Annotated in this window: 14 protein-coding genes; 6 read left to right on the forward strand and 8 right to left on the reverse strand. The window is 72.3% G+C overall.

All coding sequences use genetic code 11. From position 1 onward, the window contains the following. Positions 1-102: 102 nt before the first annotated feature. Both ACWD68_RS19070 and ACWD68_RS19075 read right to left on the reverse strand, forming a co-directional pair. Complete coding sequence (locus tag ACWD68_RS19070; RefSeq protein ID WP_451807588.1) at positions 103-813, reverse strand: hypothetical protein; 711 nt, start codon at positions 811-813, stop codon at positions 103-105. Positions 814-1,110: 297 nt separating this feature from the next. Beyond that, a complete protein-coding gene (locus tag ACWD68_RS19075) occupies positions 1,111-1,875 on the reverse strand; it encodes an AraC family transcriptional regulator (protein ID WP_451807589.1) in 765 nt (254 codons plus the stop codon). A gap of 55 nt (positions 1,876-1,930) precedes the next feature. On the opposite strand from ACWD68_RS19075, the gene ACWD68_RS19080 reads away from it, so the two are divergent. After that, on the forward strand, positions 1,931-2,518 hold the full coding sequence (locus ACWD68_RS19080) for a class I SAM-dependent methyltransferase (protein ID WP_451807590.1): 588 nt from the start codon (positions 1,931-1,933) through the stop codon (positions 2,516-2,518). 6 nt (positions 2,519-2,524) lie between these two features. Here ACWD68_RS19080 and ACWD68_RS19085 read toward each other — a convergent pair whose 3' ends face one another. After that, the gene (locus tag ACWD68_RS19085) at positions 2,525-3,004 is read right to left on the reverse strand and encodes a protein-tyrosine phosphatase family protein (protein WP_451807591.1); all 480 of its coding nucleotides are present in this window, start codon (positions 3,002-3,004) and stop codon (positions 2,525-2,527) included. 206 nt (positions 3,005-3,210) lie between these two features. After that, a complete protein-coding gene (locus tag ACWD68_RS19090; RefSeq protein WP_451807680.1) occupies positions 3,211-3,951 on the reverse strand; it encodes a FadR/GntR family transcriptional regulator in 741 nt (246 codons plus the stop codon). Positions 3,952-4,211: 260 nt separating this feature from the next. Here ACWD68_RS19090 and ACWD68_RS19095 point away from each other — a divergent pair, with 260 nt between their 5' ends. Genes ACWD68_RS19095 through ACWD68_RS19115 form a run of 5 tightly spaced genes read left to right on the forward strand, consistent with a single transcriptional unit; the run spans position 4,212 to position 10,862 of the window. Further along, positions 4,212-5,840 (forward strand): ABC transporter substrate-binding protein, encoded by a 1,629-nt coding sequence (locus ACWD68_RS19095; protein WP_451807592.1) that lies wholly within the window; start codon positions 4,212-4,214, stop codon positions 5,838-5,840. Between the two features lie 19 nt (positions 5,841-5,859). Beyond that, entirely contained in the window at positions 5,860-6,819 is a 960-nt protein-coding gene (locus tag ACWD68_RS19100; RefSeq protein ID WP_451807593.1) for an ABC transporter permease, read from the forward strand. Beyond that, positions 6,819-8,795 (forward strand): dipeptide/oligopeptide/nickel ABC transporter permease/ATP-binding protein, encoded by a 1,977-nt coding sequence (locus tag ACWD68_RS19105; RefSeq protein WP_451807594.1) that lies wholly within the window; start codon positions 6,819-6,821, stop codon positions 8,793-8,795. The genes ACWD68_RS19100 and ACWD68_RS19105 overlap by 1 nt, the downstream gene beginning before the upstream one ends. Positions 8,796-8,826: 31 nt before the next feature. Further along, a complete protein-coding gene (locus ACWD68_RS19110; RefSeq protein WP_451807595.1) occupies positions 8,827-9,930 on the forward strand; it encodes an oligopeptide/dipeptide ABC transporter ATP-binding protein in 1,104 nt (367 codons plus the stop codon). After that, the gene (locus ACWD68_RS19115) at positions 9,927-10,862 is read left to right on the forward strand and encodes a dihydrodipicolinate synthase family protein (protein ID WP_451807596.1); all 936 of its coding nucleotides are present in this window, start codon (positions 9,927-9,929) and stop codon (positions 10,860-10,862) included. The genes ACWD68_RS19110 and ACWD68_RS19115 overlap by 4 nt, the downstream gene beginning before the upstream one ends. 55 nt (positions 10,863-10,917) lie before the next feature. Here ACWD68_RS19115 and ACWD68_RS19120 read toward each other — a convergent pair whose 3' ends face one another. From ACWD68_RS19120 to ACWD68_RS19135, 4 genes are all read right to left on the reverse strand, one after another. Next, positions 10,918-12,129: a sialidase family protein gene (locus tag ACWD68_RS19120; RefSeq protein ID WP_451807597.1), complete on the reverse strand. Its 1,212-nt coding sequence runs from the start codon at positions 12,127-12,129 to the stop codon at positions 10,918-10,920. A gap of 179 nt (positions 12,130-12,308) precedes the next feature. Beyond that, positions 12,309-12,986, reverse strand: a complete 678-nt coding sequence (locus ACWD68_RS19125; protein ID WP_451807598.1) for a response regulator — start codon at positions 12,984-12,986, stop codon at positions 12,309-12,311. Next, complete coding sequence (locus ACWD68_RS19130; RefSeq protein WP_451807599.1) at positions 12,983-14,302, reverse strand: sensor histidine kinase; 1,320 nt, start codon at positions 14,300-14,302, stop codon at positions 12,983-12,985. Before ACWD68_RS19130 ends, ACWD68_RS19125 begins: the two co-directional genes overlap by 4 nt. A gap of 105 nt (positions 14,303-14,407) precedes the next feature. Beyond that, complete coding sequence (locus tag ACWD68_RS19135; protein WP_451807600.1) at positions 14,408-16,501, reverse strand: MMPL family transporter; 2,094 nt, start codon at positions 16,499-16,501, stop codon at positions 14,408-14,410. Positions 16,502-16,507: the final 6 nt, after the last annotated feature.

A 16,507-nucleotide genomic window follows, 5' to 3' on the forward strand; every position in this document is an offset into this window, starting at 1 on the left:
TCCTCGACGACACCGTCGTTGTTCCAGTGCCGCCCTTCCAGGGCCTCGGAGTCCACCACGGCCCCGCCGCCCGGGCGCCCGGGCGGCGGCCCTTCGTCGCGGTCAGGCGACCCGTTCCAGGCCGGCCTCCACGGACTGCCGGGTGCCGTCCCGCTTGGTCGACTCGTAGGCGAAGTCCATGGTGTCCCCGGGGTTCAGCGTGAGGATGATGCGGCCGTTCGTGACGCAGTTGCCGGACTGGATGTTCTCCCCGAGCGTCACCTGGCCGCCGCCACTGACCGTCGTCAGGGTGACGACGCCGTAGCAGTCGGAGGACTCCATCGCGTAGTGGATGCTGCCGACCTGCTCCCGCCGGGTCCCCCCGCTCAGCTCCACGGTGACGCGGTAGTGGTCGGTCCTGGTGCCGTCGGCCTCCTCGGCATAGCCCTGCCAGCGCCCGAGGAATTCCTCCGGCACGCCGACGGCCGCCGGAGCCGTGGACGCCTGGCCGGATCCGCCGGACACCGCGGGCGCGGCGGGCACCGAGGGTGCGGCCGACCCGCTCGGTGGCCCCGACGTGCGGGGAGCCCCGGATTCGCCGGGCACGCCGGGTGAGTCGGAGACGGGAGACGCGCCGCCGAGTGACGGACCGGAGCCGCGCTGTTCCACATCCCCGCTCAGCTGCACGAACAGTCCGATGAGAGCCGCGACGATCGTGGCGGCGGCGCCGATCACGGCTACGACGAGCGCGGTCCGATGAGAGTCGCCCGGGACCGGTTGGGCCGGGCGCTGGGGCCTCGCGTAGGGATCCGTCGGGGACTGCGGTCTGGTCATGGCGCTGCCTCGGGTCCGTGGTTCTGAGGAAGATCAGGCCATATTGCCGCCCAGGCACCGCACTTGTGCGACTTTCACGCAAAACTACGGAATAGATCATGGTGAAACGATTCGCCCCGCTTGCGTCGCCGGTGACACCGGTGCCGCCGGTTTCACTGGCGGCACGGGCATCACCGGCGCCATCTCGTCCCGCGAGTGCGGCAGGCCCTTCCGCGCGGGCCGGCGCGGGAGGCGGAGGGAGAAGGGGGCACCTTCGCCGCCTGGGCAGGGCGGCCCAGCGGGCTTCCGGCGGGTGGCTCACGGGCCCGACGGGAAGTACTGGCGGGGTGTCACGCCCACCACGCGGTGGAAGGCGGCCACGAAGGAGCTGGCGGAGGCGTATCCGGTGCGGCGGGCGGCGGTCTCCACGGTGAGGCGGTCGGCGAGGAGGGGCATCGCGGCCTGCATACGCAGCCGTTCACGCCACTGGCCGAAGGTCAGACCCGTCTCGGCGACGAAGAGGCGGGCCAAGGTCCTTGCTCCGGCGCCGACTTCGGCACCCCACGCGGACAGCGGGCGGACGTCGGCCGGATCGGCGCTCAGTGCGTCGGCGACGGCGCGGGCCCGCGGGTCCCGGGGCTCGCGCACGGCGACGCTCGTGACGGGGACGGGCGTCAGCACGTCCAGGAGCACGGCCTCGGCCCGGGACCGGTGCTCGTCGGTGAGCCCGAATCCCGCCAAGTGGTCGACGAGGGCGCGCTGCAGGGGGCCGACCGCCACGACCGTCGGCTCCGTCCAGGGGATCTGCGGGCAGCGCGCGGGGTCGACATAGGCGCTGTGCATGACCGCGTCGCCCGCCGCCTCCGTGAGGTGCGGCAGCCCGGCCGGGATCCACAGGGCGAGTGACGGCGGCAGCAGCCAGGATCCCCGTTCGCTGCGCACCCGCAGCAACCCCCGCACGGAGCCCGCCAGTTGGTGGACCGTATGCGTATGTGTGGAGAAGGTGGTGCCCCGCGGCATGGCGAAGTGCCCGACGAAGACGGCCGTCCCCGCCGCGGCCGGGCTCTGTCCGTCTCGCGACATGGGTCGGCAGCGTAGCCCGTGGTGGACGGGCGGCACCCGCCCTAGCGTCGGCGTCATGCCGATGAACCGAGCCCACCGCAGACTGTGCAGCTCCGAGGCCTGGGCGCGCACCACGAAGGACCGCATCCTGCCCTGGGCCCTGCGGGACGTGGAACTGGGCGACGACGTACTGGAGATCGGACCCGGCTACGGCGCCAATCTGCGCGTCCTGGTCGACTCCGTCGCGCGCCTGACCGCCGCCGAGATCGACGGGGACACCGCACGGCTCCTCACGGAACGGTGGGGCGATCGTGCCCGCGTCCTGCACGCGGACGGCGCGGAACTCCCGCTGGAGGACGCCTCGTACGACTCCGTCGTCTGCTTCACGATGCTCCACCACGTGCCCACCGCCGCCCACCAGGACCGCATCTTCGCCGAGGCGTCGCGCGTGCTGCGTCCCGGCGGCACCTTCGCGGGCAGTGACAGCGTCACGAGCCTGGGATTCAGGCTGCTGCATGTGCGCGACACGATGAACACCCTCGATCCGCGGGAACTCCCGGCACGGCTGAGCGCGGCCGGCTTCACGGACGTGTCCGTGGACGTGCACCCGCGGGGCGGCACCCTCCGCTTCCGGGGGACCCGCCCCCAGGAGCGTCGCCCGTAAGACCGTCTAGGTGCCGAACCGGCGGACGTACGCGCGCTGCCACGGTGTCTCCACCGCGTGCCGGTCGTAGTGCTGGCGCACGTACGCCACCGCCTCCCCGGGCGGTACGCCGTCGAGGACGGCGATGCAGGCCAGGGCCGTGCCGGTGCGGCCCCGGCCGCCGCGGCAGGCGATCTCGACGCGTTCGCCGGCCGCCCGCCGCCAGGCCTCGGCGAGGACCGCGCGGGACTCGGCGCGGTCGGTCGGCAGCCGGAAGTCCGGCCAGCGCAGCCAGCGCGCTTCCCAGGGGACCGGAGGCGGCTGTCCGCCGAGCAGGAGAACGGCGTACGCGGGCGCGGGACCGCCGTCCGCGGGGAGCGGCCGGCGCAGGGCCCGGCCCCGTATCAGCCTGCCGGAGGGCAGGCGCAGGACCCCCGCGCCGCCCGGGTCCCAGGTGCCGCCACGGGCGCCGGAGCCGGGCGAGGAGTCGAGTTCGAATTCGGCCACGGGGCCAGAGTAGGACGGGCCGGGGACGGGAGCCCGGGGCAGGACACCAGAAAGGCGCACCGGTACCGCGCGAGTCTCGGCGAAGTCCGCCCGGGGCAGGACCGACACGGAGTGAGGCGGGCCGGGTGGCGGCGGCCACCCAGGACGACGCCCCGGAGCCGCGCCGGCCTCGGCCCTGCCCGCCCGGGGACGGGCAGGGCCCGGGTTCAGCTCACCCCGCGCGATCCCTTGGCGGCGCGTGCCTCGATCCCGCGGAAGTGGTCGGACATCGCGCGCTGGGCCCCCTCGACGTCCCGTGCCCGCAGGGCGGTGAGGATGTCGCGGTGGCGGCGGGCCGTCACCTCCGGGGTGATGTCGTCGGTCCAGCCGCGCACCACGGCGACCCGCCGGAAGACGGTCCAGAAGGCGCCGAGCAGCTGGGGCACCAGCGGGTTGCCGAGCGACGCGTACAGCAACTCGTGGAACTCGCTGTCGAGTTCGGGGAAGGAGCGCCCGTCGCTGCCCGCCGACTCCATCTCCGTGACGACGGATTCGAGCCGGTCCAGCTCCTCCTCGGTCAGCAGCTCCGCCACGCGGCTTATCAACCCCTCCTCCAGCACCTCGCGGACCTGGAGGATCTCGGCCAGCGCCCCGGTCGGATCGTCCGGACGGGCGAGCGTGCGGAAGGTCAGTCCGTCGACGAACGGCGTCATGGACGCCTCGCCGACATAGGTGCCGTAGCCGTGCCTGATCTCGACTATGTCGAGTGCCTGGAGGGCCTTGAGCGCCTCACGGACCGAGTTGCGGCTCACGCCGAGATCGGTCATCAGCTCGGTCTCGGTGGGCAGCGGCGCACCGGCCGGAAGCCCCTGGTCGAGGATCAGCTGCATGACCTCGCGCTGGATCTGGCTGCTCACCCGGCGTTCGGGCCGCCGCCGGTTCCCGGTCTCCTCAGGCATGCGCCGCATCGTACGCTCGTTGGACATCGGACGTCCCACCTCCGGGCTGATCAAACGTCAATTACCGCCAACTGCCCCTGTTTCATACCGCCATTGGTCGCACCCGTGGAAGATACGCCATTCGTGTGCGATCCCTTGACCCCCTCCGCGCCCCCTCCTATGGTCACGCTGCCCCCTATGACGTAGGACGTCGTATCTCCTGCTCCCGGGCCACCGAACCGACCGCTCCACCGGACCGCTCAACTGGACCACTCCTTGCTGGAGGAACCGTGCGCGACGTGACCCGCACTCCGGCGCTGCACCGCCGGTCGTTACTGAAGTACACCGGCGCCCTGGGCGCGGCCGCCGCCCTCTCCTCGTCCCTGGCCGCCTGTTCGTCCGGGCCGGAGTCCACGAACGACACCGGCGGCTCGGGCAGCGGCAGGAACGCCACACTGACGGCCGTGATCGGCTACGGGAACGACGGCAGCTGGGATCCGACGCAGACCGCGTCCGCCTTCTGCATGGCCGCCAACAACCACATCTACGAGGGCCTGCTCGACACCGACCCGATCTCCCGCGAGCCCTACGCCGCGCTCGCCACCCAGGTGCCCGCCGATCTCACCGGCACGTCCTGGAAGTTCACCCTGCGGGCCGCTGCCACGTTCCACGACGGGAAGCCCGTCACCGCCGACGACGTGGTCTTCGTCTTCGACCGGATACTCGATCCGAACACCCAGACCCTCGCCAAGGGCTTCTTCGCGAGCTGGCTGAGGCAGGTCCGGAAGATCGACGCGCAGAACGTCGAGCTGGTCCTCAAGTTCCCCTTCCCCGAAGGGATCTCCCGGCTCACCCTGGCGAAGATCATGCCCAAGCACGTCTTCTCCCTGCCGGGTGCCTGGGACGACGCGATCAAGGGCAGGGCGATCGGCTCGGGGCCGTACCGGCAGACCGCGCACCACCCGAAGTCCAACACGACGTTCGAGGCGTTCGCCGCCTACAACGGGCCGCGCAGGCCCGCGTTCAAGAAGATGAACTGGCTGACCATAGTGGACGCCGCGCCCCGCGTCGCGAAGATCTCGGGAGCGAGCGCCGGTGCCCAGATCGCCGACAACATCCCGTACGCCAACATCGAGCAGCTCCGCAGGGGCGGCATGACCGTCCAGGGCGGCGCCGGCATGAACAACCTGTTCCTCATGTTCAACACCCGGCACAAGCCCTTCGACGACGTCCGCGTCCGTCAGGCGCTGCACCACGCCATCGACACCGGGAAGATGGTCGAGGTCGCTCTCAAGGGGCACGGCAGGCCGTCGACGTCGTTCCTGAACGAGGCCAACCCCTCCTACCGGCCCGCGAGGACCGTCTACTCCTACGACCCGGAGAAGGCGAGGAAGCTCCTGAAGGAGGCCGGGGTCAAGGGGCTGGAGATCGAGATCCTGTCGGTGAACGTCAGCTGGATCGTGGACTGCCTGCCGACCATCAAGGCGTCCTGGGACGCGATCGGCGTGCCGACCACCCTGTCCCCGCAGGAGACCACGGCCGTGTTCACCAAGATGGACCAGAAGCAGGACTACCAGGTCGTCGCCGCCGCCTCGAACCCCAACCAGTTCGGCCTCGACGCCGACCTGATCATGCACTACAACTACGGCCCCCAGAACCTCTGGATGGGCTACGCCCGCTGGGCCGGCGACCCGGTCGCCAAGCAGCTCTTCAAGGACATGGACCGGGCGACGCGGGAACCGGACGCCGACAAGAAGAAGACGATGATCCAGGACTACATCGACGTCGTCGCCGAGCAGGCCGTGCTCTACCCGGTCGTGCACAACGAGCTGATGACCGCGTGGAATCCGCGGCGGCTCGCGGGGATGAGGCCCCAGCCCTACCCGGGCATCAACCTGCTCCAGGCCAAGTGGGTCTAGGTACCGGAGGAGTTGGCACGTGGTCGCCATCGTCAGGATCCTGCTGCGCCGTGTCGCGCTGCTCGTTCCGCTGATGCTCGGGATCGTCCTGTTCGTGTTCCTGGTGATGCGGTTCTCGGACGTCGATCCGGCGTCCGCGTTCTTCCAGGGCGCCAACCCGACCCCGCGGCAACTGCACGACTTCCGGGAGCGGAACGGCCTGCTCGATCCGCTGCCCGTGCGCTACTTCCACTTCGTGGCGGACCTGCTGCACGGCGACATGGGCACCAGCGCGCTGACCAGGGCGCCGGTCGTCGAGCAGGTCACCACCGCGCTGCCGCTCACACTCCAGCTCACCTTCCTGGGGCTCGGTGTCGCGGTGGTGCTGTCGCTGCTCGGCGGGATCACGGCCGCGATCCACCGCGGCCGGCTGCCCGACCAGATCATCCGGGTCGTGTCCCTGACCGGGGTCGCCGCACCGGGCTTCTGGCTGGCCCTGCTGATGATCCAGTATCTCGCCGTCGGCCAGGGCTGGTTCCCGACCGGCGGCTACGTCAACCCGGCCGACTCACTCTCCGGCTGGCTGAAGACCATGGCACTGCCCGCGCTCGCGCTCTCCCTGCCGGTGGCGGCCCAGCTCACCCGGATCGTCAGGACGTCCGTGGTCGAGGAGCTCGACAAGGACTATGTGCGCACCGCGATCGGCAGCGGGCTGCCGCCCCGGGTGGTCGTCGGCCGCAACGTCCTGCGCAACGCCCTGATGAACCCGCTCACCGTGCTGGGCCTGCGCGTGGGCTATCTCCTGGGCGGCGCGGTCGTCATCGAGACGATCTTCTCGCTGCCCGGCATGGGCAAGCTGATGATCGACGCCGTGAAGAACGGTGACCCGGCGGTCGTGCAGGGCGTCGTCCTGACCACGGCCATCGGCTTCGTGGTGGTGAACCTCGTCATCGACATCCTGTATCTGCTGGTCAACCCACGGCTGAGGGACGCGACCTGATGTTCACGCGGAAGGAACTGGCGGCGGTCCTCGCCCGGCCCGGTGTCCGGCTGCGCGGCCGGCGCGGGCTGCCGCCGCTGTCGCGGATCGCGGTCTGCTTCCTGGCCGTGGTCGTGCTGACGGCGCTGTTCGCCCCCCTGCTCGCGCCGCACGACCCGCTCGACCAGCAGCCGCCGGTGGACGGCACCGGGCATCCGTCGGCCGGCCACTGGATGGGGCAGGACAGTCTCGGCCGGGACATCCTCGGCCGGCTGATGTACGGGGCGCGCTGGTCGCTGGCGATCGGCCTCGGCGCCACCGCGCTCGCCCTGGTGGCGGGAGCCCTGCTCGGCGCGCTCGCCGCGACCTCGCGCAAGGCGGTCGACGAGACGCTGATGCGCTGCCTGGACGTCGTGATGGCGTTCCCCGGCATCGCGCTCGCCGCCGTGCTCGTCGCCGTGTTCGGCGGCGGCATCACCGTACTGATCTGCGCGATCGCGTTCCTCTTCACCCCGCCGGTCGCCCGGGTCGTCCGGGCGAACGTCCTCGACCAGTACGGGGAGGACTACGTCACGGCCGAGCGGGTGATCGGCGCCCGTACCCCGCACATCGTCCTCAAGCATGTGGCCGTCAACTGCGCGGCGCCGATCATGGTGTTCTGCACCGTGCAGGTCGCCGAGGCCATCGTCTTCGAGGCCTCGCTGTCCTTCATCGGCGCGGGCGTACGGCCCCCGGACCCGTCCTGGGGCAGTGTCATCGCCGACGGCAAGAACATGGTGCTGACCGGCGGCTGGTGGGCCACCGTCTTCCCCGGCCTGCTGATGCTGGCCACCGTCCTGTCGCTGAACATCCTCTCCGAGGGTGTCTCCGACGCCTGGGCGGCGCCCGCGGCCCGGGAGGTGTCCGTGCCCGCCGCCGAGGACCGGCTGGAGGCCCCCGAGCCGGGCAGCGGAACGGTCCTCGAACTGCCCGGTCTGGCGGAGGCCGCCGCCCGGCTCCGCTCACGGGCCCGCCCGCTCCCCTCGGGACGGCAGCCCGTCCTGGCCGTCGAGCACCTGGCCATCGGATTCGACAACCGCCACAGCGGTGTGGACATCGTCGACGGCATCAGTTTCGAGGTGTATCCCGGCGAAGTCCTGGGCCTGGTGGGCGAGTCGGGCTGCGGGAAGTCGCTGACGGCCCTGACGGTGATGGGCCTGGAGCCGAAGGGCGCCCGGGTGCGCGGCCATGTCCGTTTCGAACAACGGCAGTTGGTGGGCGAGCCGATGCGCGTACGGCGCCGGCTGCTGGGCCACGAGATGGCGATGGTGTACCAGGACGCGCTGTCGTCCCTGAACCCGGCGATGACGATCAGGGCGCAGCTCAAGCAGGTGATACGGCGGGGCGGCAGGCGCACCGCGGCCGAGCTCCTCGGCCTGGTCGGTCTCGATCCCGAACGCACCCTGCGCAGCTACCCCCACGAGCTCTCCGGGGGCCAGCGCCAGCGCGTCCTGATCGCGATGGCCCTGTCCCGCGAGCCCAGGCTGATCGTCGCGGACGAACCGACGACGGCCCTGGACGTGACGGTCCAGGCGCAGGTCATGGAGCTGCTGCTGCGGCTGCGGGCGGAACTGGACTTCGCCCTGATCCTCGTCTCGCACGACCTGGCGCTGATCTCTGCGGTCACCGACCGGGTGGTCGTGATGTACGGCGGCCAGATCGTGGAGACGGGAGTGACGGCGGACCTGGTGGAGTCCCCGGCCCACCACTACACGCGCGGGCTGCTCGGCAGCGTGCTGTCCCTGGAGTCGGCGGCGGAGCGCATGACGCAGATCAGGGGAGTCGTCCCCTCCCCTGCCGACTTCCCGGCCGGCTGCCGCTTCGCCGACCGGTGCCCGATGGCGAGCGAGGTGTGCCGGACGACGGCGCCGGACCTGGTGGGCCCGTACACGCACACGGCGGCCTGTCATCACCCGGCCGTCGACCTGGTGACCGCGGAGAGCGAGGCCGTGACATGAGGATTCCGCCGATGGCGCCCGGGGCGGTCGGATGACCGCGCCGGTGCGGGAGCCCGAGGTCCACCGGACGGACGCGCTCGTCCGGCTCACCGACGCGCATGTCGTCCACAAGGCCCGCAGCGGCGGTGTGTTCACCCGGGACCGGGTGTACGCCCTGACCGGCGCCGATCTCACCATCGTGCCCGGCGAGACGATCGGCGTCGTCGGCGAGTCGGGCTGCGGCAAGTCGACGCTCGCGAAGGTGCTCGTGGGGGTGCAGCGGCCGACCTCCGGCACGGTGGCCTTCCGCGGCCGTGACCTGTGGTCCCTGAAGCCGGACGAGCGGCGCACGGCCGTCGGCGGCAGCACGGGCATGATCTTCCAGGACCCGTCGACGGCTCTGAACCGCCGGCTGCCCGTACGCCGGATCCTGCGCGACCCGCTGGATGTGCACCGGCGCGGCACCGCGGCCGAACGGTCCGACCGGGTCGAGGAGTTGATGTCCCTGGTCGGGCTGCCCCGGGCCCTCGCGGACGCCCTTCCCGGCCAGCTCTCCGGCGGTCAGCGCCAGCGCGTGGCGATCGCCCGTGCCCTGGCCCTGGATCCCGACCTGGTGGTGGCCGACGAACCGACGAGCGCGCTGGACGTGTCGGTCCGCGCCCAGATCCTCAACCTCCTCCTCGATCTGAAGGAACGCCTGGGCCTCGCCCTGGTGTTCGTGTCCCACGACATCCAGACGGTGCGGCGGATGAGCGACCGGGTGATCACGATGTACCTGGGCCGGATCGTGGAGGAGTCGCCGGCCGACGAGGTCACCGACCGTTCCCGTCACCCGTACACCCGGGCCCTGTTCTCCGCGACTCCGGGCCTGCTGGATCCGATCGACCCGATTCCGCTGACCGGACCCGTCCCCTCGGCGACGCGTCCGCCGAGCGGCTGCCCCTTCCGCACCCGGTGCTGGAAGGCGGACGAGGAGTGCGCCACCCTGATGCCCGACTTCACGGCCGCGTCGACGCCGGGCCACCGCTTCCGGTGTCACCATCCGGTGGAGGAGGGCCGGTCGACGCGCGCCCTGGTCGCGCAGGCCGAGTCCGCCGCCGAGGCCACCGCCATGGCCGATCTTCCGTTCCAGCAGCACATCCGGGAGCCTTCATGACCTTCCCCGCCCCGCTGACCGGTGTCGTACCGCCCGTCTGCACGCCCCTGACACCGGACCGCGAGGTGGACGTCCCGTCGCTCACCCGGCTGATCGACCACCTGGTGGACGGCGGGGTGCACGGCCTGTTCGTCCTCGGCTCCACGTCCGAGGTGGCCTTTCTGACCGACGCGCAGCGCGGGCTGGTGGTGGAGACGGCGGTACGGCACGTCGCCGGCCGGCTCCCCGTCCTGGCCGGCGCGATCGACATGACGACACCGCGCGTCCTGGACCACGCGCGGGCCGCCCGCGCCGCGGGCGCGGACGCGATCGTCGTCACGGCCCCCTTCTACACACGCACCCATCCCGCGGAGATCGCCCGCCACTTCCGCGTCGTCGCCGCCGGCGCGTCGCTCCCCGTCTTCGCGTACGACCTGCCTGCCTCCGTCCACACCAAACTGAGCCCCGAACTGGTCCTCGAACTCGCCGCCGACGGCGTCCTGGCCGGGCTCAAGGACTCCAGCGGCGACCTCGGCGCCTTCCGCACGGTCGTCGGCGGCGCTCGCAACCACCCCGGCATCACCGGCTTCACCGCGCTCACCGGTTCCGAGGTGGTCGTCGACTCGGCGCTGGCCCTCGGCGCGGACGGCGCGGTCCCCGGCCTGGCCAATGTGGACCCGGCGGGCTACGTACGCCTGTACGACCTGTGCGTGGCGGGAGACCGGGAGCGGGCCCGGGCGGAGCAGGAACGGCTGTGCGAGCTGTTCGGCATGGTGGGCGTCGGTGACCCCGCCCGGATGGGCGGCGGTTCCTCGGCCCTCGGCGCCTTCAAGGCCGCGCTGTTCCTGCGGGGCGTCATCGACTGCCCCGCGACAGCGGAACCCCAGGTGCCGCTGTCGCAGGACGAGGTCGAGCGGGTCGGGAAGTACCTGGCGGGGGCGGGACTGCTCTAGCCGGGCGGAGCGCCGGCCGCCCCGGCGGGACACATGGTGCCCCGGCGGAGAGCCGCTACCCCCGCGGCCCGTTCACCGGCAGGCGCCGGAACGCGATCGTCTCGTACGGTCCCGCGACGCCCGTCTCGTAGAGGACGCCGACCCGGGAGACTCCGAGCTGGACGAGGTCCGAGTAGGCCGCCCGCTGTGACGACAGGGTGGTCGCCTTCACGAAGGTCGCGCCGCCCGTCGTACTGCGCCAGACGGCCATCGACTGGCGGGCGGTGGGGACGGAGGGGCCGGAGAACAGGAGCGAGGCGGAGGGGCCGGTCAGCTGGAGGACGCTGCCCTGGACGACGGGGACGTCGTTCAGGGTGGGCTGGACGGCGAAGGGGCGGTCCAGGGTCTCGGCGCCGTCGCTGGAGTAGGAGTCGAGGCGGTTGCCGGGACTCGTGCCGTTCTGGTCGCGCGAGCTGAAGTACAGCCTTCCGTCGGGGAGTTCGGCCACCGTGCTCTCGTTGGCGTTGATGGTCCCCTCGTACGAGTCGTCGATGAAGCCGAGCCGCCAGCGGAGCCCGCCGTCGTCGCTGTAGAGCGCGTGCGCTCCGTAGTACTTGGGCTCCTGACCGGTGTCGGCGGACCCGGCGGGCGGGGCGGCGGAGTGGTTGGCGGGCACGACCAGGCGCCCGGCGTGCGGTCCATGGCGCAGGGCGATCGCGTGGCCGGGGCCGGTGGCGTACCAGCGCCAGCTCGGCAGCTTCGCCTCGGCCGTGATGTCCCGCGGGTCGGAGAAGTGCCGCCCGTCGTCGCGGCTGGTCTGGACGAAGACGCGCCGGCTCTGGTCCTCGGTGACCTCGCCCCGCATGATCTGCGCCTCGGTCACGGCACCGCTGTTGTAGGACGTGAGCAGGACGATCCGGCCGGTCCTGGGGTCCACCACCGGCGCCGGGTTGCCGCGGGTGTCGCCGCCGCCGGACGCGACGACCTGGAGCGGGCCCCAGGTGCAGCCGCCGTCGGACGAACGTCTGAGGACGACATCGATGTTCCCGGTGTCGCCGGCGCCGCTGTGCCGCCCCTCGGCGAAGGCCAGCAGCGTGCCGGCCCGGGTCGTGACGGTCGCCGGGATGCGGTACGTGTCATAGCCCTCCTGGCCCGCGGTGTACGGGACGGAGGAGGTGCAGCCCCGGCCGGCCAGGGGCGCGGCGGAGGCGGTGCCGCCGGTGGCGGCGAGGGCGGTGAGGAGTCCGGCGGCTGCTGCGAACGCGACCATGCGGCTCGTGCTGGTCATGGCACTCCCTGGACTGCGTCGGACATAGGACGTGGGATGTCCTGGAGAACCTAATGTGCCCCGGGTTCCGCAGCAATACCCGTGCTTCCACGGCGTGTTGACGGGATGTCAGGGCACTCTGATGTCCCGTCGGGCCGGCGGGAGTGCCCGTGCCGGGGCGTGTTCCGTGCGCCGCCGGGTCAGACGTGGTCCGCGTCTCCCGGGGTCACCAGGCCCGACTCGTACGCCACGATGACCAGCTGGGTCCGGTCGCGGGCGCCCAGCTTGCCCATGATGCGGCTGACGTGGGTCTTCGCGGTGAGCGGACTGAGCCCGAGCGCCGTCGCGATCTCGGTGTTGTTGAGTCCGCGGGCGACCAGGGTGAGTACCTCGCGCTCGCGCTCGGAGAGCCCCTCGGGGCCGCCCACCACGAGCGCGGGAACCGACGGGGCACGCAGGAAGCGGGCGACCAGGCGCGCCGTCGGGCCCGGTGAGAGAAGCGCGTCCCCGGCGGCCACCGTGCGGATCGCGTCGAGGAGTTCGGCGGGCCGGGTGTCCTTCACCAGGAAGCCGGACGCGCCCGCGCGCAGGGCCTCCACGATGTGCTCGTCGGTGTCGTACGTGGTCAGGACGAGCACCCTGACCCCGGCCAGGCTCTCATCGGCCGCGATGAGCCGGGTCGCCTCGATGCCGTCCAGGTCGGGCATGCGGATGTCCATCACGATCAGGTCAGCCCGCTCGCTGCGCGCCAGTTCGACGGCCTCACGCCCGGTGGCCGCCTGCCCGACCACCTCCATGTCCCGTGCCGACTCCACGAGCATGGCGAACGCGGCCCGCACGAGGTTCTGGTCATCGGCCAGGAGCACACGGATGGTCATCGGACCTCGTCCCTTCCGCTTTCGGAGGCGGCCACGAAACCGGGTCCGGGCGCGGGCGCGGACGCGGGCGCGGGCGCGGGCGCGGAGTCGGGCAGGGCCGTCTGCTGTTCGGGCACCGAGGTCCGCAGGGGCAGTACCGCCAGCACCTCGAATCCGCCCCCTTCCCGTGTCCCGGCCTCCACCGTGCCGCCCACACTACGAGCCCGTTCCCGCATGCCCATCAGGCCGAAGCCGGGCGGGCCGCCCGCGTGGCCGATGCCGTCGTCGGTGACGGTCACGCGCAGGGCCCAGCCGTCCGTGCGCAGGTCCACCCGGACCGTCACGCCCGGGCCCGCGTGCCGGACCGCGTTGGTCAGCGCCTCCTGGACGATGCGATAGGCGGCGGCGCCCACGGCCGAGGGAACGTTGTCCGCCCGTACCCCGGTCGGCGCCTCTGCCTTCGCACCCGCCGAACGCGCCGCCGCCACCAGATCGGGCAGCCCGTCGAGGCCGGGCAGCGGGCCCCGCCCGTCGCCTCCGCCGTGCTCGGAGGCGCGCAGCACCTCCAGCGTGGTCCGCAGTTCACCGCGCGCGGTCCGGCAGGTCTCGGAGATGTCGTCGAGCGCCCTGACGACGGCCGTCCGGTCGAGGCGGTCGGGGTCGGCGGCCAGGACGTGCGCGGCGACGGAGGTCTGCACACCGATCAGGGTGATGCTGTGGGCGAGCAGGTCGTGCAGGTCCCTGGCGATGCGCAGCCGCTCCTCGGCGACCCGGCGGCGGGCCTCCTCCTCACGGGTGCGTTCGGCGCGCTCGGCACGTTCGACGACCTCGGCGAAGTACTGCCCGTGCACCTGGACGTACACGCCGAGGACGATGAATGCGACGATCCAACCGGTGACGCGCAGCGCCTGAGCGCCCTCGGCGGCACCCTGCCCGAACTTGACCGCGAGCATGATGCCGATGACACCGCTGCCGATGACGAGGGAGCGCAGCGGGCGCCCCGTGACGGCGACGGTGAACAGTGCGGTCATCGAGACGAGCAGCGGCGCGTTGTGGTTGAAATCGAGCGCGTGGTACGGACCGACGCAGGCGACGAGTGCGAGGAAGGCGGCGAGCGGGGCGCGCCGCCGCCAGACCAGCGGGATGTGCGCGGCGATCAGCAGGGTCCAGCCGAGCGCGTCCGGACGCCGGCCGTCTGCGTGCACGGTGAGGGCCACGGTCACGTCGGCGAGCAGCAGCGCGACGGCGAGCAGCGCATCCTGCGCCAGCACGCGCGCCGGGTCGACGCTCCCTCGGTGTCCGAAGCCGGTGAGGTGCAGCATGCGTTTGACGTCCACGGCTTCATCCTCCGTGAGGGGGCACCCCTCCGGGAGAGGAGGGGCGCCCGATGTCCGATGTGCGAGGGCCGGCCGGCTCGGCGTCCGGGGTGTGGGCCGGCCGGCTCAGCCGACGGCGACGGGCTCCTGCCGGCCGGCCTCCTCGGTGTCCGGCTTCCGCGAGAGGCCGCCCGGCCACCACACCTTCCGCCCCAGCGCCACGCTCGCGCTGGTCACCAGGTACGTACGGACGAGGAAGGTGTCGAGCAGCACCCCGACCGAGATGACGAAGCCGAGCTCGACGAGCTGGAGGAGCCCCATGTTCGTGAGCACCGCGAAGGTGGCCGCGAGGACAAGGCCGGCCGAGGCGATCACGCCTCCCGTGGTCCGCAGCGCGGTGAGCGCGGCGGCGGCCGGTTCGGCGCCGGAGAGGGATTCCTCCCGCATCCGGTGCATGAGGAAGATCCCGTAGTCGACGCCGAGGGCGACCAGGAACACGAAGGACAGCAGCCCGAGGCCGGGATCGGTCCCCTCGAACCCGAACAGCGGTCCGAAGACGAGGCCGCCGATGCCGAGCGCCGCTCCCCATACCGCGATCACGGCGGCGACGAGCAGCAGCGGGGCGACAAGGCTGCGCAGCAGTGCGACGAGGATCAGCAGGACGGAGGCGAGGACGATGGGCACGACGACGAGCCGGTCGCGGGCGTTGGTGTCCTGCAGGTCGATCTGCTGGGCGCTCGGGCCACCGACGTACGATCCGCCGAGGTCCTCCCGCAACGCCTTGATCGTGGCGGTCTCGGCCGCCGACTGCGGCGCGCCGCGCGCGATGACGGAGATCTCCGTCCATCCTCCCCCGCTCCGTCCGCGTTCGGCGCTCGCGACCCCGGGGTGGCCGCGCACCGCTGTCAGCGCCGCGTCCGCCCGTCCGGTGGGGGTGATCACGGTGATCGGCTGAGTGCCCTTCCCCGGGTAGGCGCGGGCGAGTGTCTCCATCGCGACGACCGAGTCGGGCCGGTGGACGAAGGAGTCCTGCTGCTTGAGCGGGCCCGGCAGGTTCAGGGTGCCGAGGGCGAGTGCCCCTAGCAGGACGGCTCCGCTCGCGAGGACGACGAGCGGCCGGCGTCCGGCGGAGGACCCCATCGCGGCGAACAGGCTCCGCCGCGCCCTGGGCTCGGCGCCGTAGGCGGGGACCAGCGGCCAGAACACCCGGCGCCCGAGCAGGACGAGCACGGCCGGCAGCAGGGTCAGCATGGCGAGCAGGGCGCAGAGCACCCCGACCATGCCCGTCGGGCCCATGCCCCGGCTGCTGTTGAGGTCGGCGGCGAGCAGGCAGAGCAGTCCGGCGGCGACCGTTCCGGAGGAGGCGAGCACAGCGGGCCCGCAGCCGCGCAGAGCCTCCTTCATGGCGTCGTAGGGCCGTTCCACGCGTCGTAGTTCCTCCCGGTAGCGGGAGATGATCAGCAGCGCGTAGTCGGTTCCGGCGCCGAAGACGAGGATCGTCATCACGCCCGAGCTCTGGCCGGAGACGCTGGTGCCGAACGCCTGGTGGAGTCCGTAGGCCACGCCCATCGCCAGATAGTCGGCGACGCCCGCGACGGCGAGCGGCACGAGCCACAGCAGCGGGCTGCGGTAGATGAGGATCAGCAGGACGGCGACCACGCCCACGGTGGTGTAGAGCAGCGGTCCGCCGAGGGAGTTGTACACCTCGCCGGCGTCGGTGGCCAGGGCGCCGGGCCCGCCGACGTCGACGCTCATCCCGTCCGTTCCCCGGGCGACGTCGCGTACGTCGTTCACGAACGCGTCGCGCTTCTTCTCGTCGGTGCCGGGCGCGGTGCTGGCGACCGCGTACATCAGCGTGCCGCCGTCCCGGGACGGTACGGCCTCGGGGGTGCCGGTGAGCGGGTTCGCCCGGGTCACCTCGGCGATCTGGCGGGCCGCCGCGGCCCGGTCGGCGGCGCGGAGCCCTCCGTCGCGGTGGTAGACGAGCACCAGCTCGGTGGCCTCGCCGCCGGGCAGCCGGTCCTCGATCCTGGCCACCTGGGTGGAGTCGGCGCTCGCCGGCAGATAGTCCACGGCACGGTCGTGCTGCACGTCCGCGAGCTTCGCCGCGAACGGCCCGACGGCGGCCAGCACGGCCACCCACAGCCCGAGCAGCACCCAGGGCACGGCGGTCCGCCGCCCTGGGCCCCTCCTCGTCTTTCCGGCCTTCTCGGGCCCCATGGCGGG

The sequence above is a fragment of the Streptomyces sp. NPDC005141 genome (assembly GCF_053599975.1).